Annotated in this window: 21 protein-coding genes; 9 read left to right on the forward strand and 12 right to left on the reverse strand. The window is 69.1% G+C overall.

Features of this window, described 5'->3' with window-relative positions; translation table 11 throughout:
• Positions 1-140: 140 nt before the first annotated feature.
• Genes ilvC through WBG06_RS21785 form a run of 3 tightly spaced genes read right to left on the reverse strand, consistent with a single transcriptional unit; the run spans position 141 to position 3516 of the window.
• Positions 141-1166: a ketol-acid reductoisomerase gene (gene ilvC / locus WBG06_RS21775; protein ID WP_336739180.1), complete on the reverse strand. Its 1026-nt coding sequence runs from the start codon at positions 1164-1166 to the stop codon at positions 141-143.
• Between the two features lie 35 nt (positions 1167-1201).
• Entirely contained in the window at positions 1202-1765 is a 564-nt protein-coding gene (ilvN, locus tag WBG06_RS21780) for an acetolactate synthase small subunit (RefSeq protein WP_336739181.1), read from the reverse strand.
• The gene (locus tag WBG06_RS21785; protein ID WP_442945492.1) at positions 1765-3516 is read right to left on the reverse strand and encodes an acetolactate synthase large subunit; all 1752 of its coding nucleotides are present in this window, start codon (positions 3514-3516) and stop codon (positions 1765-1767) included. Before WBG06_RS21785 ends, ilvN begins: the two co-directional genes overlap by 1 nt.
• A gap of 357 nt (positions 3517-3873) precedes the next feature.
• On the opposite strand from WBG06_RS21785, the gene WBG06_RS21790 reads away from it, so the two are divergent.
• Entirely contained in the window at positions 3874-4356 is a 483-nt protein-coding gene (locus tag WBG06_RS21790) for a nitroreductase/quinone reductase family protein (protein ID WP_336739185.1), read from the forward strand.
• Positions 4357-4360: 4 nt separating this feature from the next.
• Here WBG06_RS21790 and WBG06_RS21795 read toward each other — a convergent pair whose 3' ends face one another.
• On the reverse strand, positions 4361-6481 hold the full coding sequence (locus tag WBG06_RS21795) for a prolyl oligopeptidase family serine peptidase (protein WP_336739187.1): 2121 nt from the start codon (positions 6479-6481) through the stop codon (positions 4361-4363).
• Between the two features lie 134 nt (positions 6482-6615).
• Between WBG06_RS21795 and WBG06_RS21800 the strand changes: the two genes are divergently transcribed.
• Positions 6616-7953: an ABC1 kinase family protein gene (locus WBG06_RS21800; protein ID WP_336739189.1), complete on the forward strand. Its 1338-nt coding sequence runs from the start codon at positions 6616-6618 to the stop codon at positions 7951-7953.
• 4 nt (positions 7954-7957) lie between these two features.
• On the opposite strand, the gene WBG06_RS21805 is transcribed toward WBG06_RS21800, so the two are convergent.
• The 7 genes from WBG06_RS21805 to WBG06_RS21835 form a co-directional block, all read right to left on the reverse strand.
• The gene (locus WBG06_RS21805; RefSeq protein WP_336739191.1) at positions 7958-8371 is read right to left on the reverse strand and encodes a VOC family protein; all 414 of its coding nucleotides are present in this window, start codon (positions 8369-8371) and stop codon (positions 7958-7960) included.
• Positions 8372-8403: 32 nt separating this feature from the next.
• Entirely contained in the window at positions 8404-8727 is a 324-nt protein-coding gene (locus WBG06_RS21810; RefSeq protein ID WP_336739193.1) for an SHOCT domain-containing protein, read from the reverse strand.
• A 113-nt stretch (positions 8728-8840) separates the two neighbouring features.
• Positions 8841-9536, reverse strand: coding sequence for a GNAT family N-acetyltransferase (locus WBG06_RS21815; RefSeq protein ID WP_442945493.1), 696 nt, complete (start codon positions 9534-9536; stop codon positions 8841-8843).
• A gap of 34 nt (positions 9537-9570) precedes the next feature.
• Entirely contained in the window at positions 9571-10803 is a 1233-nt protein-coding gene (locus tag WBG06_RS21820) for an MFS transporter (protein WP_336739196.1), read from the reverse strand.
• 135 nt (positions 10804-10938) lie between these two features.
• Complete coding sequence (locus WBG06_RS21825) at positions 10939-11502, reverse strand: pyridoxamine 5'-phosphate oxidase family protein (RefSeq protein ID WP_336739198.1); 564 nt, start codon at positions 11500-11502, stop codon at positions 10939-10941.
• A gap of 236 nt (positions 11503-11738) precedes the next feature.
• On the reverse strand, positions 11739-13586 hold the full coding sequence (ilvD, locus tag WBG06_RS21830) for a dihydroxy-acid dehydratase (protein ID WP_336739200.1): 1848 nt from the start codon (positions 13584-13586) through the stop codon (positions 11739-11741).
• A 66-nt stretch (positions 13587-13652) separates the two neighbouring features.
• Positions 13653-14708: a hypothetical protein gene (locus WBG06_RS21835; protein ID WP_336739202.1), complete on the reverse strand. Its 1056-nt coding sequence runs from the start codon at positions 14706-14708 to the stop codon at positions 13653-13655.
• Between the two features lie 92 nt (positions 14709-14800).
• On the opposite strand from WBG06_RS21835, the gene WBG06_RS21840 reads away from it, so the two are divergent.
• Together WBG06_RS21840 and WBG06_RS21845 are read left to right on the forward strand one after the other, a co-directional pair.
• The gene (locus WBG06_RS21840) at positions 14801-15085 is read left to right on the forward strand and encodes a type II toxin-antitoxin system Phd/YefM family antitoxin (protein WP_336739204.1); all 285 of its coding nucleotides are present in this window, start codon (positions 14801-14803) and stop codon (positions 15083-15085) included.
• Positions 15069-15482: a type II toxin-antitoxin system VapC family toxin gene (locus WBG06_RS21845; protein WP_336739206.1), complete on the forward strand. Its 414-nt coding sequence runs from the start codon at positions 15069-15071 to the stop codon at positions 15480-15482. Before WBG06_RS21840 ends, WBG06_RS21845 begins: the two co-directional genes overlap by 17 nt.
• Here WBG06_RS21845 and WBG06_RS21850 read toward each other — a convergent pair whose 3' ends face one another.
• On the reverse strand, positions 15483-16550 hold the full coding sequence (locus WBG06_RS21850) for a WD40/YVTN/BNR-like repeat-containing protein (RefSeq protein WP_336739208.1): 1068 nt from the start codon (positions 16548-16550) through the stop codon (positions 15483-15485). It lies immediately after the preceding gene.
• Between the two features lie 138 nt (positions 16551-16688).
• Here WBG06_RS21850 and WBG06_RS21855 point away from each other — a divergent pair, with 138 nt between their 5' ends.
• From WBG06_RS21855 to WBG06_RS21875, 5 genes are all read left to right on the forward strand, one after another.
• On the forward strand, positions 16689-17465 hold the full coding sequence (locus tag WBG06_RS21855; RefSeq protein WP_336739210.1) for an HAD family hydrolase: 777 nt from the start codon (positions 16689-16691) through the stop codon (positions 17463-17465).
• Positions 17462-20131 carry a glycoside hydrolase family 65 protein gene (locus tag WBG06_RS21860; RefSeq protein ID WP_336739211.1) on the forward strand — a complete coding sequence of 890 codons (2670 nt, stop codon included), beginning with the start codon at positions 17462-17464 and terminating at the stop codon, positions 20129-20131. The genes WBG06_RS21855 and WBG06_RS21860 overlap by 4 nt, the downstream gene beginning before the upstream one ends.
• A gap of 30 nt (positions 20132-20161) precedes the next feature.
• Positions 20162-21049 carry an EamA family transporter gene (locus WBG06_RS21865; RefSeq protein ID WP_336739213.1) on the forward strand — a complete coding sequence of 296 codons (888 nt, stop codon included), beginning with the start codon at positions 20162-20164 and terminating at the stop codon, positions 21047-21049.
• A gap of 147 nt (positions 21050-21196) precedes the next feature.
• Positions 21197-21454: a hypothetical protein gene (locus WBG06_RS21870; protein WP_336739215.1), complete on the forward strand. Its 258-nt coding sequence runs from the start codon at positions 21197-21199 to the stop codon at positions 21452-21454.
• Between the two features lie 13 nt (positions 21455-21467).
• Entirely contained in the window at positions 21468-22391 is a 924-nt protein-coding gene (locus WBG06_RS21875) for an alpha/beta fold hydrolase (protein WP_336739216.1), read from the forward strand.
• Positions 22392-22436: the final 45 nt, after the last annotated feature.

Raw genomic sequence — 22436 nt, forward strand, 5'->3', positions numbered from 1 at the left:
CTGCCCAGCCCCCCCCCCGTGCGGGCCCCCCCCCCCCCCCCAACCCCGCGGCGGGCGCGGTTTTGCCCCCCCGCCCCGCCCAACCCCCCCCGACTCGGGTCGGTTTACCGGGACATTCGCGCCGACTCGGCAACTTCAGGTCAGCGGGCGGCCGAACCCTCGGTGTAGTCGTCGTCGGACTGGCTCCACGAGAAGTGGGCGCGGAGGGCCTTGCCGGTGGCCTCGATCGGGTGACCGGCCTCCTCCTCGCGCAGCTTCTGGAACTCGGTCGCACCGTTGTCCTGGTCGGCGATGAACCGGGCGGCGAAGGAACCGTCCTGGATCTCGGCGAGCACCTGCTGCATGGTCTCCTTGACCTGCGGGCCGATGACGCGCGGGCCGGAGACGTAGTCGCCGTACTCGGCGGTGTCGGAGATCGACCAGCGCTGCTTGGCGATGCCGCCCTCCCACATCAGGTCGACGATGAGCTTGAGCTCGTGGAGCACCTCGAAGTAGGCGATCTCGGGCTGGTAGCCGGCCTCGGTCAGCGTCTCGAACCCGGCCTGGACCAGGTGGGACACGCCGCCGCAGAGCACGGCCTGCTCGCCGAAGAGGTCGGTCTCGGTCTCCTCGGTGAAGGTCGTCTTGATGACGCCGGCGCGGGTGCCGCCGATGCCCTTGGCGTAGGACTTCGCCAGGTCCCAGGCGGAGCCGGAGGCGTCCTGCTCGACGGCGATGATGTCCGGGATGCCGCGGCCCGCGACGTACTCACGACGGACCGTGTGGCCGGGCGCCTTCGGGGCCACCAGGATCACGTCGACGCCCTCGGGCGCCTTGATGTAGCCGAAGCGCACGTTGAAGCCGTGGCCGAAGACGAGGGTCTTGCCGGCGGTCACGTGGGGCGCGAGCTGGTCGTTGTAGAGACCGCGCTGGTGCTGGTCCGGCGCGAGGATGACGATCACGTCGGCCTCGGCGGCGGCGTCGGCGGGGCTGAGGACCTTGAAGCCCTCCTCCTCGGCCTTGGGGGTCGACTTCGAGCCGGGCTGCAGGCCGATGCGCACATCCACACCGGAGTCACGCAGGTTGAGCGCGTGGGCGTGGCCCTGGCTGCCGTAACCGATGACGGCAACCTTCTTCGCCTGGATCAGTGCCAGGTCGGCGTCGTCGTCGTAGAAAATCTCAGCCACGAGGGCTTCTCCTTAGTTTGGTTGTTGATAGGGATTCAGACCGCGGAAGGCGGAGCAGGCACGGCCACGGACCGGAGGCTACGCTCGGAGATCGACCGGGAGCCGCGACCCATGCCGACCATGCCGGACTGGGAGAGCTCACGGATGCCGAAGGGCTCGATCACCCGGAGGAAGTCGTTGAGCTTGCCGGTGTTGCCGGCCAGCTGGACGACGACGGTGTCGGTGGACACGTCGACGACCTTGGCCCGGAAGAGCTGGATGGTGTCGAGCACCTGGCTGCGGGTCTCCGTGGTGGCGGAGATCTTGACCAGCATGAGGGCGCGCTGGACGCGCGACTCGGGCTCGAGCTCGACGATCTTGATCACTTCGACCAGCTTGTTGAGCTGCTTGGTGACCTGCTCGAGCGGGGTGTTCTCGAGATTGACCACGACCGTCATGCGGGAGACCTCGTCGTGCTCGGTCGGTCCCACCGCGAGGGATTCGATGTTGAAGCCGCGGCGCGAGAAGAGCGCAGCCACGCGGGCCAGGACACCGGGCTTGTTCTCGACCAGGACGCTCAGCGTGTGCTTGCCACCGGTCTTCACGGGCTGGATGCTCATCACAGGTCGTCCTCGTCGAACTCGGGCGCGAGGTCGCGCGCGTACTGGATCTCGTCGTTGGAGGAGCCGGCGGCGACCATCGGCCACACCATGGCGTCCTTGTTGACCCGGAAGTCGACGACGACGGGCATGTCGTTGATCTCCATGGCCTTCTCGATGGTGGCGTCGACGTCGTCGGCGGAGTCGCAGGCGAGCCCGACGCAGCCCATGGACTCGGCCAGCTTGGGGAAGTCGGGGATCCGCTTCGGCTGACCGTGGGACTGCAGGTTGGTGTTGGAGTAGCGCTCGCCGTAGAAGAGCGTCTGCCACTGGCGCACCATGCCGAGGTTGTCGTTGTTGATGATCGCGACCTTGATCGGGATGCCCTCGATCGCGCAGGTGGCGAGCTCCTGGTTGGTCATCTGGAAGCAGCCGTCGCCGTCGATCGACCACACCGTGGCGTCCGGACGGCCGACCTTCGCGCCCATCGCGGCGGGGACGGAGTAACCCATCGTGCCCAGACCACCGGAATTGATCCAGGTGTTGGGGTGCTCGTAGCCGATGAACTGCGCAGCCCACATCTGGTGCTGGCCGACACCGGCGGTGAAGATCGTCTCCTCGCCGGAGATCTTGCCGAGCCGCTCGATGACGTACTGCGGGGAGAGACCGTCGGCGGGGAGGTCGTAACCGAGCGGGTAGGCCTTCTTGATCCCGGCCACGAAGGCGATCCAGCCCTCGTAGTCGCCCTCCTTGCCGGCCTCCTTCTCGGCGGTGAGCACCGCGATCAGGTCGGTGAGGACCTCGCGCACGTCGCCCACGATCGGGACGTCGGCGTAGCGGTTCTTGCCGATCTCGGCGGGGTCGATGTCGGCGTGGATCACCTTGGCGTTGGGGGCGAAGGAGTCCAGGTTGCCGGTGACCCGGTCGTCGAAGCGGGCACCGAGGCTGATGATCAGGTCGGACTTCTGCAGGCCGGCGACCGCGGAGACGGTGCCGTGCATGCCCGGCATACCGAGGTGCTGCGGGTGCGAGTCGGGGAAGGCGCCGCGCGCCATCAGCGTGGTCACGACCGGGATCCCGGTGAGCGTGGCCAGCTGCAGCAGCTCTCGGTGGGCACCGGAGCGGATCGTGCCGCCGCCGACGTACAGGACAGGCTTCTTGGCCTCCAGCATCAGGCGCGCCGCCTCGCGGATCTGCTTGGCGTGCGGCTTGGTCACCGGGCGGTAGCCCGGCAGGTGGAGCTCGGTCGGCCACCGGTAGGTGGTGGTGGCCTGCAACGCCGACTTGGTGACGTCGACGAGGACCGGACCCGGACGCCCCGAGGACGCCAGGTGGAAGGCCTCAGCGACCCGCAGCGGGATCTCCGCCGGGTCGGTGATGAGGAAGCTGTGCTTGGTGACCGGCATCGTGATGCCGCGGATGTCCGCCTCCTGGAAGGCGTCGGTGCCGATCATCGCCGCCCCGACCTGGCCGGTGATGGCCACCATCGGCACGGAGTCCATGTTGGCGTCGGCGAGCGGCGTGACCAGGTTGGTCGCGCCCGGGCCGGAGGTGGCCATGCACACCCCGACCTTGCCGGTCGCGGCCGCGTAGCCCTGGGCTGCGTGGCCGGCGCCCTGCTCGTGGCGTACGAGGATGTGGCGGATCTTCGAGTCCATCAGCGGGTCGTAGGCCGGAAGGATCGCTCCTCCCGGAATGCCGAAGATGTTCTCGGCTCCCGCTGCTTCCAGCGACTTGATCAGGCTCTGGGCGCCTGTCATCTGCTCGCTCATGTCCGCCGTCCTACTCAACTGTTTTTGGGATCTCGCACGTTGCTCGTGCAACAAAAAACCCTCCGGCCCGGCGGGCAACGGAGGGAGACGCGTCGTCTGGGGCCAGTGGCTCCTAGGCGACGCGCCTGATAAGTACGAGAATGCTGTTCAGCATGCCCACACGTTAACCCCATGTGTCGCGCCGTGTCACCACACCCTACCGCGCGTCCCATGATCTGAGATCACCGTCCCAGTATCTGTCAGTCGTTCGGCAGGGGTGCACATCTCAGGGTTCTCACCGAGGCGGCCGGACCACGCGCGTCGCTAGCCTGGACGGACAACGTGGATCTCGGGTCTGTCTGCCCTGTGGAGGCACCGATGTCGACCGACGAGAAGCCCAGATCCGGGTGGCTGCCGCCACGCTGGTTCATCCGCACCGCGTGGTGGGTCCACCGCCGGCTGTACGCCGCGGGCGGAGCCCGCTTCCTGCGCCGACCCCGCGCCGACCGGGCCGGGATGCTCCGGCTGACCACGGTCGGGCGCCGCACCGGCCAGGAGCGCTCGGTGATCCTGTCCTATGTCCCCGACGGGTCGACGTACGTGACCCTGGCGATGAACGGCTGGGCCGACCCGCCGCCCGCCTGGTGGCTCAACCTGAAGGCTCGGCCCGAGGCCCTCGCCGAGACCGTCGACGGACCTCGGCAGGTGCGCGCCCGCGAGGCCACCGGGGCCGAGCGCGAACGGCTGTGGGCGATGCTCGCGGCCGCCGACGACGGGTGGGGCGAGCTCGACGACTTCGCCGCCCGCCGCTCGCACCAGACTCCGGTGGTGGTCCTGGAGGTCATAGAGCCCGCCTCGTGACGACTCAGCCCAGGCCCAGCCTCTCCCGCAGGAAGGTCCAGGCGAAGGCGGAGAGGTGGGCCGACTGCGCGTTGTTGGCCGCTCCGCCGTGGCCACCCTCGATGTTCTCGTAGTAGGTGACGTCCTTGCCGGTCGCGGCCAGCAGCGCAGCCATCTTGCGAGCATGGCCGGGGTGGACCCGGTCGTCCTTGGTGGAGGTGGTGAGCAGGACCGGCGGATAGTCCTTCGACCCGTCGAGCAGGTGGTAGGGCGAGAACGTCTTGATGAACGCCCACTGCTCCGGCACGTCCGGGTCGCCGTATTCGGCCATCCAGCTCGCTCCGGCGAGGAGATGCGAGTAGCGCTTCATGTCCAGCAGCGGCACCTGGATCACGACCGCACCGAACAGCTCGGGGTAGAGGGTCAGCATGTTGCCGGTCAGCAGGCCGCCGTTGGAGCCGCCCTGGATCCCGAGGTGGTTCGCGTCGGTCACGCCGGTCTCGACGAGGTGGCGGGCGACGGCTGCGAAGTCCTCGTAGGCCTTGTGCCGGTTCTCCTTCAGCGCCGCCTGGTGCCAGGCCGGACCGTACTCCCCGCCTCCGCGGATGTTGGCCACCACGTAGACGCCGCCCTCGCTGAGCCAGCTGCGGCCCACGCCGGCGGAGTAGCCCGGGGTCATCGGGATCTCGAAGCCGCCGTAGCCGTAGAGCAGGGTCGGCGCCGGACCACTGCCGCCGTCGAGCGCAGCCTCGGAGCCGACGATGAAGTAGGGGATCCGGGTGCCGTCCGCCGAGGTGGCGAAGCGCTGCTCGGCGCGGAGTCCGTCGGTGTCGAACCAGGCCGGCGCCGACTTCAGCGGCTCGATCGTCTCCTCGCCGATCTGCGTGAGCCCGTACGTCGCGGGGGTCAGATAGCCGCTCGTGACGACCCAGACCTCGTCCGACTCGACCGCGTCGACGGCCCGGACGCCGACCGCTGCCACCGGGTCGGTCGCCGGGAACTCCGAGCGCACCCACTCCCCCGAGGCCGACGGGGTCATGACGTGCAACCGGTTCTTGACGTCCTCGAACACGTTCAGGACGAGGTGGTTGCGGGTCCAGGTCGCCCCCGCGAGCGACGTGCTCGGGGTGGGCTCGAAGAGCACGGTGAGGTCACGCTCGCCGGCCAGGAACCGGTCCGCCTCGATCGCGAGGAGTGAGCCGGCGGCGTACGTCCTGTCGTCGAGCTCCCACGCGTCGCGGAGCTCGACGAGCAGCCATTCGCGGTGGAATCCGGCCTCGGCCGAGTCGGGGATGTCGAGCTTGGTGAGGGTCTGCTCCGGTGTGCCGGGGTCGATGGCGACGTACGTCTCGGACTTGTAGAACGCGATCGAGCGGCTGACCAGGTCACGCTCGAAGCCGGGGGTGTGGATGCGTCGGGCGGAGATGTACATGTCCTCGTCGGTGCCCTCGTAGACCACCGCCGCATCCTCGAACGGGGTGCCGCGGCGCCACAGTTTCACGATCCGCGGGTAGCCGCTCGGGGTCAGCGACCCCGGACCGAAGTCGGTGAAGACGTAGACCGCGTCGGGGCCGCACCATGACAGCGCGCCCTTGGCACCGCCCTGCTCGACCGCACGGGTGAAGCCACCGTCCTCGGGGGCCACGAACGCCTTCTCCACCAGGTCGAACTCCCGGGTCACATCGGCGTCCGAGCCGCCCGGCGAGAGGTCGACGAGCACCTTGCGCCACGGCTCGCCGGGCTCGGGCCGGAGCACCGAGGCCCCGTGCCAGACCCAGCTCTCGCTCTCCTCGGCGGCGAGCGCGTCGAGGTCGAGCAGAAGCTCCCACTCGGGGTCGTCGGTGCGGTAGGACTCGGGCGTGGTGCGCCGCCAGATGCCCCGCTCGTGGTCGGCGTCGCGCCAGAAGTTGTAGAGGTGCTCGCCGAGGCGGGAGACCTCGGGCACCCGGTCGTCGGAGTCGAGCACCTCGAGGATCTGCGCCTCGATCTTGGCGAACACCGGGTCGGCGCCGACGCTCGCGTGGGCCTCGTCGTTGCGCGCCCGGACCCAGGCCAGCGCCTCGACGCCCTCGACCTCCTCCAGCCACCCGAACGGGTCGGGCGCACTCGGGTCCAGCGGGGTCGTGATGCTCGGCTCGGAGGTCATGCCACCGCCTCCGTAGGGCAGGGCAAAGAGTACGGATGCGGTGGCCTGACGCTTGTCGTCGTTCGCTGGCGCTCACTCATGCGGGAAGGCTACTTCGCGGTGTGCAAGTTGTGACCGACAGGCACAATTGCGGCATGAGTGCCGCGGAGGAGTCGTCGAAGGGTCTGCCGCGGCGAGCGGCGACACGGACGGCCAAGCTGGCCGCGTTGCCGATGGGTTACGCCGGGCGCAAGGCCCTGGGGCTCGGGAAGCGGGTCGGGGGCAAGCCCGCCGAGGCCGTGCTGGCCGATGTGCACCAGCGTACGGCCGACCAGCTGTTCCGCACCCTGGGCGAGCTCAAGGGTGGCGCGATGAAGTTCGGGCAGATGCTCTCGGTGATGGAGGCGGCGCTGCCCGAGTCGCAGGCGGCCCACTACCGCGACCAGCTCACCCGGCTCCAGGACTCCGCTCCCCCGATGCCGACCGGGATCGTACGTGGCCTGCTGGCCCGGGATCTCGGCACCGACTGGGCATCGCAGCTGGTGGAGCTGTCCGAGGAACCGGCCGCCTCGGCCTCGATCGGACAGGTCCACCGGGGCCGGTGGGCCGACGGTCGCGAGGTTGCGGTGAAGGTGCAGTACCCCGGCGCGGACGAGGCGCTGCGTGCCGACCTGCGTCAGATCGGACGCCTCGGAGCGATCGGCAACGCGGTCGTACCCGGGATGGACGTCAAGGCGCTCGTCGCCGAGCTGCAGGAGCGGGTCGTCGAAGAGCTCGACTACCCGAAGGAGGCCGAGGCCCAGCACGTCTTCTCCGAGGCGTACGCGGACCATCCTCTGATCGACGTCCCCGACGTCGTCGCGGTCGGACCGTCGGTGCTCGTCACCGAGTGGGTGGAGTCGGAAGGCTCGATCGCGAAGGTGATCGCCTCCGGGACGCCGGCGGAGCGGGACCACTACGGCGAGCTGCTGGCGCGGTTCTGGTTCTCCGCGCCGGAGCTGACCGGGATGCTCCACGCCGACCCGCACCCCGGCAACTTCCGGGTCCTTCCCGGCGGCCGGCTGGCCGTCCTCGACTTCGGGCTCGCCGCACGGCTCCCCGAGCGCGGCTTCCCGGAGCCGATGGGCCGGCTGATCCGGATCGCCGCGACCGGCGACGCCGACGCCCTGGTCGCAGGTCTTCGCCACGAGGGCTTCATCCGGGAGGGCATCAAGGTCGAGCCGCAGCACGTGCTCGACTATCTGGCGCCGTTCGTGACTCCCGCACTGGAGGAACGCTTCCGGTTCACCCGGGAGTGGATGCGGGAGGAGTTCAAGCGGATCAACGACCCCAAGGACCCCGCCTACACGGTCGGGCTGAAGCTCAACCTGCCGCCGTCCTACCTGCTCATCCACCGGGTCTGGCTCGGTGGTCTCGGGGTGCTCGCTCAGCTCAACGCGGAGGCGCCGTTCCGGGAGATCCTCGAGGAGCACCTGCCCGGGTTCGCCGGCTGAACGTTCAGCCGGGCAGCACGCTCAGCCCCACCGGGCCAGGGTTGTAGGCGATCTCCCAGCGCACACCGTCCGGGTCGGCGAAGTAGCCCGTGTAGCCGCCCCAGACCCGTTCCTGGCCGGCCGAGACCTCCCGCCCCAGCGATCGTGCGAGGTCCAGGATGTCGTCGACCTCCTCGCGGGTGGCGACGTTGTGGGCGAGGGTGAACGGCGCGACGCCGTCGGCGACGGCGATCGGGCCGACCTCCTCCTCGAACTCCTCGCGGTCCCACAGCGAGAGGATGACGTGCTCGCCGACCCGGATCATGAGCACCCCGTCGGCCTCCAGCTCGGGCGTCCAGCCGAGCCCGTCGACGTAGAACGACCGGCTCGCCGCCACGTCAGCGACGGCGAGGGTGATGAAGCTGATGCGCTGGTCCATGGCAGCCACCCTGCCACGGACCAGCGCGGGTTTCAGTCCTTCGTCGTCCCGCCCGGCTTGGCCGGCTTCTCGCGCAGGACGTCGCGACGGAGGCGGTACTCGTTCTCGTCGATCTCGCCGGCCGCATAGCGCTCGGCCAGCCGCGCCTCCCCCGCGCGCCGCGGCCCCTCGGCGACCCGCCGGCGGTTGTAGAGGACGACCGCGGTGATGATCGCCGCGATCACCAGGAACCACAGGATCGGGAAGATCGGCCAGAACGCCGGCGGCCCTCCGCCGTCGTGCCACGGGCCGCTCTCGCGCCACGGGCCCCAGTGGTCGTCCGCCACCACGGTGGCGATCGTCTCGTTGATGCTCATTGCTCGTGTCCTATCTGTCGGGCGTGCCTATGCCCTCCAAAGTGCTGTGCACGAGCGGCCGACACATCGGCTCAGGAGCGGGGGCTGCGTACGCAATCGTGCGTACGCCGCCCCTACCCGATCCGGAGGCGGCTGAGCTGGAGTCCGTGCTCGTCGAAGTTCGCGGGGTCGAGCCAGCGCTCGTGCGCCTCTCGCACACCGGGCCACTCCTCGTCGGTGACCGAGAACCAGTCGGTGTCGCGGTTGCGGCCCTTGACGACCATGTGGTTGCGGAAGCGGCCCTCGTAGCTGAACCCCAGGCGCTCGGCGGCACGACGCGAGGGCTCGTTGAGCGCGTCGAGCTTCCACTCGAAGCGGCGGTAGCCCAGGGTGTCGAAGGCGTGCCGCATGAGCAGATGGATCGCCTCGGTCGCCGCCCTGGTCCGGGCCAGCGCCGGACCGAAGAGCACCCCACCGACCTCGATGGTTCCGTTCGCGGGGTTGATCGCGTGGAAGCCCGCGACCCCGCTCGCCCTGCCCGCCCGTTCGCCCTCCAACGGGACGAACGCGAACGGTACGACGTCGGCCGCATCGACGAGAGCCGCCAGGTGCATCCACAGGTCCTGCAGCGAGGTGGGCATCGCGATCGGCCGGTAGGTCCACAGGTCCTCGTTGCCGGAGCCGCAGACCGCGGCGTACAGGTCCGCATACTGTGCCGACGACAACGGCGCGACCCGAACGTAGCTCCCCTCGAGGCTCACCGGTTCGGGCCACGGCCGCGTCTCCCAGCCTTCGACGAGAGCACCCACGGGATAGCTGAAGTTCGTCACGGCGGTCATTGTCGCCGACCGCCATGACCGGTGGTCAGGAGGCCGTCGCATCGACCGTGGCCAGCGAACGCCGGGCACCGCCGAGGGCGAGCATCCCGGCCAAGCAGGCCAGCAGCAGCACCCCGGCGAGGACCATCACCGACTCCACCGCGAACCGGTCCGCGAGCGGCCCGAAGACGATCATCGAGAGCGGCATCGCCACCGACATCACGATCCCGTAGAACCCGAACACCCGGCCGCGCATCGCGTCCTCGACCTGCTCCTGCAGAACCGTCGCGGCCGGCACCAGAAGCGTCTGGAAGAGGATGCAGATGACCAGGCCGGCGACCGAGAACACCCAGAAGTCTGCCGAGACGCCCAGCCCGACAACGAGCACGCCGACACCGACCGAGGCAGTGACCATGAGTCGTACGCGGCGCTTCACCCTGGGCCCGAAGACGGCCATCATCGCACCGCCGAGGACCATCCCGACGCTCCAGAACAGCTCGTTGACGCTCAGCATCCAGACCTCGTCGCCGAAGCTGCGTGTGATCATCAGCGGCGTGAGGTGCGCCGGGGCACCCGCCATGAACATGACGACGGCCACGAGGCCCATCACCCACCGCACCGAGGCGTTGCCCTTGACGTACCGGACGCCGGCGACGAGGTCACCGAAGTAGCTGATCGGCTCCGTCGTGCGAACCATCCGCGCCACCGGCACCAGAAGCAGCAGGAGTACGCCGGCCACGGCCGTCACCACGTCGATGAAGAACACCGCGACGATGCCGGTGCTCGCGTAGACAGCGGCCGCCACCGCGGGGGCGAACAGCATCATCCCCGACTGGATCGTCTGCTGGACGCCGTTGACCCGCATCAGATGCTCGGCCGGGACGATCTGCGGGAGCATGGCGTTGACCGCCGGTCCCTGGATCCCGGCCAGCGCTGAACGGACCGCCATCGCGAGGAAGATCATCCACAGGTCGCCGACCCCGCTCAGCATCAGCAGCGCGAGGACCAGGGTGGCCACCGCGATCGTCGAGTCGGCCCCGATGATCAGCAGCTTGCGCGAGTGCCGGTCGGCCCAGACACCGCCGAAGACCGACACCACCGCCTGCGGCAGCATCCCGACCGCGACGCTCAGGGTGAGCACGACCGCCGAGCCGGTCTCGACGGTGAGATGCCACATCACCGCGTACCCGACGATCATCGAGCCCAACGACGACACCGTCTGGCCGCCGAGGAACACCAGCAGATTGCGCTTCCAACGATCCGACACTCGATCCGACATCGCCATCACTCCCACACCTGGTGGGCCGCTCGTTCGGGCCCCTCACCCACACCACGAACGGGGGCGACCGAATCCGACAGGTTGTGAAGCCGAGAGTGGTCTATAGGTCACTCTCGGCTTCACAACTCGCTTCGGCTACTCGGGTGCCGGGTCGAAGTCGAAGGCCGGCAGGCCGTCGAGGCTGGTCAGGTTCTTGGTGCGCCGGTAGTCGGCGGAACCCTCGACCCCCTTGCGCTCGAAGTACGGCCCGAGCAGGTCGCGCTCGCCGACGTACGACATCAGCGGGACCGCGAAGCCGCACGAGTCGGAGACCCGTTCGATGTCCACGACGACGACCGCGCGAGCGCCGGGAAGGTCGGTGAAGCGGCCGGCCAGATCGGCGTACTCCTCGTCGTAGCGGGTCACGACCCGGCCGCGGCCATGGAAGCGGACGATGTTCGGCGCCCCGTCGAAGGCGCAGAACATCACCGTGATCCGGCCGTTCTCCCGCAGGTGCGCGATCGTCTCGCTGCCGCTCCCGGTGCCGTCGACCCACGCGAAGGTGAGCTCGTCGATCATCCCGAAGGTGCCCGGCATGCCTCGGGGCGACAGGTTGACGTGACCGTCCTCGGCGAGCGGCGCGGTGGCCACGAAGAAGACGACCTGACGGTCGACGAACTCCCGCAGGCGTCCTTCGACGCGCGCATGAACCTTTCCCATGCGGCAGATGCTCCCAGCAGGTACGCCACGTCCGCCCGCAATATCCAGCGGGCGGACCGCCACGGTCGTGAATGCCCACCGAGGTAACTCGGTCAACGCCCACCCCCCTCGCGGAACTCCACGAGGGACGTGACTGTTGACCGAGGTAACTCGGTGAGCATTCCACCCACCACCGCCGCGGTCGCGACTGTTGACCGAGGTAACTCGGTCAACAGTCCGCCACCTCAGCGCACCAGCTACTCGGGCACGTTGCGGTAGGCGCCGTCGGAGGCCGAGGTGGCCATCGAGGCGTAGGCCCGCAGGGCCGCGGAGACCTTGCGGTCGCGGTTGGCCGGGGTGTAGGGCTTCTCGCGCTTCTCCTGCGCCGCACGGCGCTGGTCGAGGACCAGCTCATCGACCTCGAGGGAGATCGAGCGGTTCGGGATGTCGATGGAGATCTGGTCGCCGTCCTCGACGAGCGCGATCAGGCCGCCGCCGGCCGCCTCCGGGGAGACGTGACCGATGGAGAGCCCCGAGGTGCCGCCGGAGAAGCGACCGTCGGTGATCAGCGCACACTTCTGACCCAGGCCGCGGCCCTTGAGGAACGAGGTCGGGTAGAGCATCTCCTGCATGCCCGGCCCGCCCTTCGGCCCCTCGTAGCGGATCACCACGACGTGGCCGGGCTCGACCTTCTTGGACAGGATCCCCTCGACCGCGGCATCCTGGGACTCAAAGACGATCGCGGTGCCAGTGAACGTCCAGACCTCCTCGGGAACACCGGCGGTCTTCACGACGCAGCCGTCCGGAGCGATGTTGCCCGACAGGATCGCCAGGCCGCCGTCTTCGGAGTAGGCGTGCTCGAAGTCGCGGATGCAGCCCTCGGCGGCGTCGGTGTCGAGGCTGGCCCAGAGGTTCTCGGTGGAGAACGCCTCGGTCGTACGCACCCCGCCGGGCGCCGCGAGGAAGAGGTCGAGCGCCTCCTGGCTGGGGTTCTCGGCGCGGATGTCCCAGGCACCCAGCCACTCGTCGATGGAGTCGGAGTGGATGGTGTGGACGTCCTCGTTGAGCGCTCCACCGCGGCGCAGCTCGCCCAGCAGGGCGGGGATGCCGCCGGCGCGGTGGACGTCCTCCATGTGGTATTTCGGGCTGTTGGGCGCGACCTTGCTCAGGCACGGCACCCGGCGCGAGATCGCGTCGATGTCGTGCACGTTGAAGTCGAGCTCGGCCTCACGCGCGGCGGCGAGCAGGTGCAGCACGGTGTTGGTCGAGCCGCCCATCGCGACGTCGAGCGCGACCGCGTTCTCGAAGGCGCTGCGGTTGGCGATGTTCCGCGGCAGGACGGACTCGTCGCCCTCCTCGTAGTAGCGGCGGCACAGCTCGACGATGGTGCGTCCCGCCTCCTCGAACAGCGCGCGGCGCTTGGCGTGGGTGGCCAAGGTCGATCCGTTCCCCGGCAGGGAGAGCCCGATGGCCTCGGTGAGGCAGTTCATCGAGTTGGCGGTGAACATGCCGGAGCACGAGCCGCAGGTCGGGCAGGCGGAGCGCTCGACCGTGTCGAGCAGCTCGTCGCTGACGGCCTCGTTGGACGAGAGCACCATCGCGTCGACCAGGTCGAGCTTGTCGTGGACCAGGCCCTCGACGGCGACCGTCTTGCCGGCCTCCATGGGACCACCGGAGACGAAGACGACCGGGATGTTCAGCCGCAGGCTGGCCAGCAGCATGCCCGGGGTGATCTTGTCGCAGTTGGAGATGCACACGATCGCGTCGGCACGGTGCGCCTCCACCATGTATTCCACCGCGTCCGCGATCAGCTCGCGGCTCGGCAGCGAGTAGAGCATTCCGGCGTGGCCCATCGCGATGCCGTCGTCGACGGCGATCGTGTTGAACTCCTTGGCTACTCCCCCGGCCTCCTGGATCTTCTCGGCGACGATCTTGCCGAGGTCACGGAGGTGGACATGGCCGGGCACGAACTCGGTGAACGAGTTGGCGATCGCGATGATCGGCTTGCCGAAGTCGTCATCAGTCATGCCGGTCGCGCGCCACAGCGCGCGGGCACCCGCCATGTTGCGGCCCGAGGTCGAGGTTGCGGAGCGAAGAGTGGGCATGGCAGAAGGCTAGACCCGTCAGCGGATGTCCTCGAACACAGCGCCACGCGATGGACGGATCGTTCGTCAACGGAACGCCGGCGCCAGGCGGAGCCGGTGATCACCCCACCGGCCGAGGAGCTCCGTACGCAGCGATTCCGCCCAGCTCACCAGCGGCTGTGGTCCGGGCAGCCCAGCAGCGAGCCCCAGACGGGCGAGAGTCAGTGTCCGCCGTCCGGGCATCCGATCATCGTCGGCATGGTGAGCGGCGCCCGGGTCGAGAGAGGCCGGGAGGAACCAGCTCACCGAGAGAAGGCACCACAGCAAGGTGGCCGCCTCCAGGTCGGCCTCGAAGGTCGACGGTGGCCCGTCGGTGCCGTACGAGGCGTCGAGATACGCCGCGAGCGCCAGGCCGGAGATGCCGTCCGGGACCCGCCACGCACACCAGCACGACGGCCACGGCACCCGGAGATAGGCGGCCTCCCAGGCGCGGTGCCGGATCTCGGCATGCTCGAAGTCGAGCAGCATCAGTCCGTCCGGGCCGAGCAGGTTGTTGTCGGGGCAGGTGTCGCTGGGCGTCAGCGCAAGATCAGGCCCGGTACGCAGCGGCCCGAGCAGGTGCTGGATCGCCTCGCCGACGGACTCCTCCCACGGCAGCCCGTGCGTCGCGCAGAGCGCCGCCAGAGCGGATCCGAGGTCCTCGATCTGGCTGACGGTGAGGTCGGTTGGTACGCCGCTCGCGAGCCCCTCTCGGAAGACGTCCAAGCGGTCGGCCGTGTGCGCCTGCAGCTCTCCGACGGCCTGCGCCCACGCCAGGATCCGGTCACGGCCGAGGACGGCGTCGGCGCCGAGCAGCGCATCAGCGACATTGGGCCCCGGCCCGAGATCGGACATCACGACCACCGCTGGGTCCTCGCGGACCCCGATCAGCCGAGGCGCACGGACACCATCCGCCGCCTTCAGCCCCGCGGCCTCCCGTGACCAGGTCATCTCCTCCGGCTCGAGATACTCCTTGACGATGACCGTCTCCGTGCCGGCCCGGACGCGGCGTACGACGCTTCGACGGCTCCCGCCGAGATCCGCCACGGGCTCGACCCGGTCCACCCCGAGGATCTCGGCCGCGACCCGGAGCGCGTCAGACATGCCGTGACCATATCCGGGCATCACATCACGCGCTGCTACCGAGGAGAATCAGACCGGCGGACTTTCTAGCATCTACATGCTAGATTCGACTCATGAAGACGATCACGATGACCGAGCTGAACCAGCGGATCTCCGCGGTGACCCGAGCCGTCATCGAGGACGGCGAATCGTTCCGGGTGACCAACCGGGGTCGCGCGGTGCTTCGCCTCGTGCCCGAGGTCCAGGGCTCAGACAACCCGGTGGAGGCGCTGATCAACGCCGGGCTGGCGACTCCCCCGAAACGACCGCACAGGCGCCTCTCGGGCCGTCCCGCGGTCGCACTCTCCGGCGATCTCGATGACATCCTCGACGAGGTCAACAGTGACATCGACCTCTGAGCAGACGTGGTACCTGGACTCGTCCGTCGCGCTCCGCGCCCTGCTCGGACACAGCCAAGCCGCCGCGGACTGGTATGACGAGCGCTGCGACGACGGCGACGTCTTCATCTCCTCGCGCCTGCTCCACCTCGAGATGACCCGAGTGCTTCGCCGCGATCAGCTCCCTGTCTCCATCGTCGATGACTTCGTCGATGAGCTCACATTGCTGACCATCGACGACGTCCTCGTCGACGAGGCCAGAGCGATCGAACCTCACATCAAGTCATTGGACGCGATCCACCTGGCGTCCGCGCTGCGCGTCGGGACCGAGAACGTCACGGTCGCCACGCACGACAGCAACATGCGTAAGGTCGCCGAACTCCTCGGGTTCACGGTCCACGACCCCGTGACCGACTGATCAGACCTTGGCGGCTCGCACCACCATCACGTCGGGGATGTCGCGGAGGATCTCGCGCCAGCTCTCGCCGGCGTCGGCGGAGGCCCAGACCGAGCCGTTGCGGGCGCCGAAGTAGACACCTGCGGTCTCGTGGTCGTCGGCGCACATCGCGTCGCGCATGACGCCGACGTAGAACTGGTCCGGCAGGCCGCTGGTGAGCGGCTCCCAGTGGTCGCCGGCATCGCGGGAGCGCCACACGATCGGCTTGGCCTCCGGTGGGTAGCGGGACTCGCCGGCGCCGATCGGGAAGGTGTAGATCGTGTCGGGCTCCTGCGGGTGGACGACCATGGCGAAGCCGAAGTCGGTGGGCAGGCCGTCGGCGATCGACTTCCAGGACAGACCTTCGTCGTCGGAGCGGTAGACGCCACCGTGGTTCTGCAGGTAGAGCCGCTCGGGGCGGGACGGGTGGCGCGCGACCTTGTGCACGCACTGGCCGAACTCCGGGTATTGCTGCCCCTCGGGAAGGAAGACCGCGATGATGCCGTTGTTGCGCGCCTCCCAGGTCTCCCCGCCGTCGCGGGTCTGGTAGACGCCGCCGGTCGAGATCGCGGCGGTCACCGAGTCGGGGTCGGTGGGGTGCGGCAGGATCGTGTGGAAGGCCTGACCTCCGAACCCTTCGTTCCACTCGGTGCGGTGCGGGTGATCCCACAGGCCGCGGACGAGCTCGAAGCTCTTGCCCGCATCCGTGGAGCGGAAGATCGCACCGGGCTCGACACCGGCCCAGATCGTGCCTTCCGGCAGCCCCGGCTGGAGCTGCCAGACCCGGGCCAGGCTCGCATCGACGTCCTCGGGGAACGACATCGAGGTCTCGGTCCAGGTCTCACCACCATCGGCGGAGGCGCGCACCAGCGCGCCCAGCCACAGCGAGGAGCATCCGGCAAGGACTCGCCCGGTCCCGGGCTCGATCATGGCGGAGTAGATCTCCTCCATGTCATGGTGCGGACCGGTGAAGTCCCAGTCCTGCCGGGCGTCGTCAGAGCGCCCTATCCACAGACCCTTCCGGGTCCCGACCAGCAGCTGCGTACCCATGTCTTCCAGCATCCACCCGCACGCCCCGTGTGGCCAGGAGATTTTCGGCGAAAGAACGCGCATGAAACGGCCCACGTCTGCGGTATCCCTCGGGCGCGGGTTCTTCGACCTGGACGACCCAGCCCCTAGCCTGAAGTCATGACCAGACCTGTTGCCTGGGAGACGTTCACCGCGATCCTCTTCGACCTCGACGGCGTGATCACACCGACCGCGGTCGTGCACATGCGCGCATGGGAGGAGATGTTCAACGCCTACCTGCAGGAGAAGACCCCGGGGGCGCCGGCCTACACCGACCAGGACTACTTCGCGTACGTCGACGGCAAGCCGCGCTACGACGGCGTGCGGGACTTCCTCGCCTCGCGCGACATCCGCCTTCCCGAGGGCACCCCGGAGGACGCGCCGGAGCTGGAGACCGTCTGCGGTCTCGGCAACCGGAAGAACAACGCGTTCAACCTGGTGCTCGAGCGGGACGGGGTGGAGGCCTACCCCGGCTCGGTGAGGTTCTTGGACTATCTGGCTACGCTCGATGTCCGGCTCGGCGTGGTCTCGTCGTCGGTCAACGCTCCCACGGTGCTGAAGGCGGCGGGGCTGCTGGACCGGTTCGAGACCGTCGTGTCGGGAGCCGTCGCAGATGAGCAGGGCCTGCCCGGCAAGCCTGCACCCGACACCTTTGTCTACGCCGGTAAGGTCCTCGGAGCCACCCCGAGCGAAGCCGTCGTCCTCGAGGACGCCGTCTCCGGGGTGCGCGCCGGCAAGGCAGGAGATTTCGCGCTCGTCGTCGGGGTGGACCGTGGCGCAGGCCACGACACCCTCACGGCCGCAGGCGCCGGCCTTGTCGTGTCCGACCTCGACGAACTCATCCCTGATCCGCACAGTCCTGACCAACACAGCCCTGCTCGAGGAGCACAGCAGTGAAGACCAACGTCGGCCCGAACCCCTTGGACCGGGCCCGTTACCCCATCGACCCGTGGCGGCTGGTGGAGACCAGCTACTCGCCTGACGACCTCGGCCTGACTGAGACGATCTTCAGCGTCGCCAACGGCTATCTCGGCATGCGCGGCACCCCCGAGGAGGGGCGGCCGACCTATGCGCACGGCACCTTCATCAACGGGTTCCACGAGACCTGGCCCATCCGCCACGCCGAGAACGCCTACGGTTTCGCCAAGACCGGCCAGACGATCGTCAACGCCCCCGACGCCAAGATCATGAAGATCTACGTCGACGACGAGCCGCTGACCTTCGGCACCTCCGACCTGGAGGAGTACGAGCGGGTGCTCGACTTCCGCGAGGGCGTGCTGCGGCGACACCTGGTGTGGCGTACGCCGTCGGGCAAGCGGGTCGCGATCGACTCGACCCGGATGGTGTCGATGACGCAGCGCCACCTCTCGATCCAGACGCTGGAGATCACGATGCTGAGCGGCTCGGCGCCGATCGTGATCTCCTCCCAGCTGCTCAACCGGCAGGACGGCAAGGACGAATACCACGTGCCGGCCGCGGCCCTCGGCGAGGGCATGGACCCGCGCAAGGCCTCCGCGTTCGACACCCGCGTCCTGATCCCGCAGATGTCGGTCGCCGACGAGGAGCAGATGACCCTCGGCTACCGGTGCACCAACTCCGGGATGACGATCGCCGTCAGCGCCGCCCACCAGATCGACACCCCGGACCCGGTCGAGACCGTCGTCCGTGCCGAGGACGACCTCGCCAAGACGGTCTTCCGGGTCGATGCGACCGAGGGCAGCACGCTGCGGATGCAGAAGACCGTGGCCTACCACACCTCGCGCGGGGTTCCGGTGCGCGAGCTGGCCGACCGCTGCGGACGTACGCTGGACCGGGCGATCCGGCTGGGCGTCGGCCACTTCGAGCGCGACCAGCGCACCTGGTACGACGAGTTCTGGTCGGCCGCCGACGTCGAGATCTCCGCCGCCCGCGCGGAGGACGACGAGGACATCGCCGCGGCCCAGCAGGCGATCCGGTTCAACCTCTTCTCGCTGGCACAGGCGACCGCCCGCACCGACGGGCTCGGCGTGCCCGCGAAGGGTGTCACCGGGTCCGGCTACGAGGGGCACTACTTCTGGGACACGGAGTGCTACGTCGTCCCGTTCCTCTGCTACACCCAGCCCGAGGTCGCTCGCAACGTGATGCACGCCCGCTCGGTGATGCTTCCAGCCGCCCGGCAGCGCGCGCTGGAGATGGCGGCGAAGGGCGCGCTGTTCGCGTGGCGCACCATCAACGGGCAGGAGGCTTCGGCCTACTACGCGGCCGGCACCGCACAGGTGCACATCGACGCCGACATCGCCTACGCGCTGATGAAGTACGTCTACGCGACCGGCGACACCGGCTACCTCATCCGCGAGGGCGTCGACATCCTGGTCGAGACCGCGCGGATGTGGGCCGACCTGGGCTTCTGGCGCCACAACGGCGAGCCGTCCTTCCACATCCACGGTGTGACCGGGCCGGACGAATACACCACGGTGGTCAACAACAACCTGTTCACCAACGTGATGGCCCGCTACAACCTGGAGAAGGCCGTCGAGACCATGGAGATGCTGCGGGCGGACCATCCGCGCGAGCATGCGCAGGTCGTCGGCCGCCTCGACATCTCCCCCGACGAGGTCGAGGAGTGGGCTCGCTGCGCTGCCGCGATGCACATCCCCTACGACGAGGGCCTCGGCATCCACCCGCAGGACGACAACTTCCTCGACCGCGAGGTGTGGGACCTGCCCAACACCCCCGACGAGGTACGTCCCCTGCTGCTGCACTACCACCCGCTGGTCATCTACCGGTTCCAGGTGCTCAAGCAGACCGACGTGGTGCTCGCCCTCTTCCAGCAGGGCAACCGGTTCACGCCTGAGCAGAAGCGCGCCGACTTCGAGTACTACGACCCGATCACGACCGGCGACTCGACGCTGTCGGCGGTCGTGCAGTCGATCGTGGCGGCCGAGGTCGGCTACCACGACGACGCGCTGCGCTACTTCTACGATGCGCTCTACGTCGACCTGCACAACATGCACGGCAACACCGTGGACGGCATGCACATCGCCTCGACCGGCGGCGTGTGGGGCGGGCTCGCGTTCGGCTTCGGCGGGATGCGCGACTACGACGGCAAGCTCTCCTTCGACCCGCGACTGCCGGACCAGTGGGGATCACTGATCTTCCGGGTCCAGTGGCACTCGACCCGGATGCAGGTCGCGGTGACCCGGGACCAGATCGTGTTCACGGTCGTGGACACCCCGGGCGAGGAGTTCGACATCCCGATCAGCGTCCGCGGGGAGGAGTACGTCGTCTCGAAGGGCTCGCCGGTCGTCGTGCCGCTCGCCGACCAGGGGCCGCGGATCGGCACCCACCTCGACGAGGAGCCGCACGGCGGCGTGCGGTCCGACGGGTCGAAGATCACCGCGACCGTACCGACCCCCATCCCGCCGGAGGTCTACGAGCAGGAGCACATCGAGGGAACGGCCGCCCGGGGCACGGACCACCCGATGGTGCCCCACGACGCTCCGAGGGGCTCCGAGCGGCTCGCGGAGGAGGCCAACAAGGCCGCCAACCTCTCCAACATCTCGCAGTCGGACTCGGCTGAATAGCCGGGCTTCACATGGTCCTAGACTGACCGGGTGGTCACAGCGTCTTCCTCTCTCAGGGCGAGGCTGGCCCACCCGGTCGTCCTGGTTCTGATCGGGATCGCGTCGGTCCAGGTCGGTGCGACGTTCGCGAAGTCGCTCTTCGACGAGGTCACCCCCACCGCGATGGTGTGGCTGCGGCTGTCGCTCTCGGCGCTGATCCTGCTGGCGATCACCCGGCCCCGGATCCGGGGTCTGGCACGGCGCGACTGGATGGTCGTGTTCGCCTTCGGCGCCTCACTCGGGCTGATGAACTGGGCGATCTACCAGGCCTTCGCGCGCCTCCCGATCGGGATCGCGGTCACCATCGAGTTCATCGGCCCGCTCACGATCGCACTGGTCACCTCGCGACGGGCACGCGACCTGGTCTGGGTCGCGCTGGCGGCCGCCGGGGTGGTGCTGCTCGGGCTCGAACCCGGCCCGATCTCGGTCGCAGGCGTGCTGTTCGCGTTGCTCGCGGGGGCCGGCTGGGCTGCGTACATCATGCTGTCGAAGGCGACCGGGGCACGGTGGGAGGGGCTCGACGGGCTCGCCCTGGCCTCCACGGTCGCGGCTGTGGCGCTGACGCCTGCGGCGATGGCGTACGCCGACGGGCTCGGGTCTCCGCACGTATGGCTGGTGGGGCTGATGGTCGGGCTGATGTCCTCGGTGGTGCCCTACTCCCTCGATCTCGTCGCGCTGCGTTCGATCAAGTCGGGGCTCTACGCGATCCTGATGTCGCTGGAGCCGGCGGCGGGCGCGCTGGCCGCGATCCTGATCCTCCACGAGGGGCTCTCGGTCCTGCAGTGGTTGGCCATCGCGTGCGTCGTCGTCGCCTCCGCGGGAGCGACCCGCACAGGGAAGCCGGAGCATCACGTCCCGGCGGAGTCGACCCCGGCGTGACGTACCGGCTTCGTCGCGCGAGATAGTGCGGCGTTTCACACGAGCGACACCGGAACGTCACTGACTCCGAATGTTTCGGTCACTACAGTTTGGTGACAACTCCCCCACTCTCCGCTCGGTCCCTCGCCTGTCTCTGGAGTTGCTCCGTTGTCGACGATCCTCGCCCCCGTACCCACCGCTGCCGCCGCCCAGGTCGCCGTGCTCTTCGCCGCACGCACCGCGGGGAGGATGGCGGGCCCGTTCCTGAGGCCGCTCCAGCTGTTGATCGCCTGGCCGGTGGCCTCGCAGCTCGCCGCCCGGCACAACGCGAAGGCCGCCGAGGAGGCACTCCTGCTGCGGCGTGCGGAGCGCGAGGACGTCGAGCACTATCTCCAGCTGCTCGCATCGGAGAGAATGCCTGCATGACGAAGGCGGCGGCATGACGGTGCCGAGAGCGATCGCGGAGTCGACGGTGGCGTTCCGTGACGTGCTCTCCGACGACGGCACGCTGCTCCGCGCCTGGACCAACGACCCCGAGGGCGTCATCGACGGACCGACGGTCCTGCTGTGCAACGGCCTCGGCACCAGCCCGTGGAACTGGCCGGCGCTGCTGCACACCTCGTGCGGCGTACGTGTCGTCTCGTGGCAGCATCGCGGCACCTCCGGATCGGCTCGTCCCACCGACCCGGAGCAGACGACCTCTCGCCAGTTCGCCGAGGACGCGCTCTCCGTGATGGACGCGTTCGCGCTCTCCCGGACCGTCGTGATGGGCTGGTCGATCGGCGTCAACACCGCCTTCGAGCTGGCCGCGGACCACCCTGAGCGAGTGTCGGGCATCTTCGGGGTCGCCGGGGTGCCCGGCGACACCTTCAAGTCGATGCTGGGACCGCTGCGGCTGCCGGCACCCGCGGCCGGGATCCTCACCCGCACCGCCTCGAAGGTGCTGCATCGCACCGGGTCCCTCCTCACCCCGGTCGCGTCTCGACTCGAGCTCGGGCCCCGGGCGATCGAGATGTTCTCGAGGGCCGGTCTCATCGGCAAGGTCCCCGACCCCGAGCTCGCCGCAGCGGCTCTGGCCGAGTTCATGACGACGCCGGTCGAGTGGTACTTCCATCTCGCGCTGCGCACCTCTCAGCGCCGCTCGGTCTCGCTGCGCCGGATCAAGGTGCCGGTCGTTCTCGTCGCCGGCACCCGGGACCTCATCGCCGGTGCACGCCACATGTCGCGGGTCGCCGCCGGGGTCAGGAACAGCACCTTCGTCGAGCTCGACGGCACCCACTTCGTACAGATGGAGCAGCCCGAGCGCGTCCACCAGCTGCTGCTCGGCTTCCTCGCTCGCGTCGCCGAGCACCAGCGAGCCTGACCCACGCCGAGGGGTCACCCCGGTCGGCCGAGGCGTCGGGCGCGT

This window comes from Nocardioides sp. CCNWLW239, assembly GCF_037137035.1.
In the GTDB taxonomy this organism is placed as follows: domain Bacteria; phylum Actinomycetota; class Actinomycetes; order Propionibacteriales; family Nocardioidaceae; genus Nocardioides.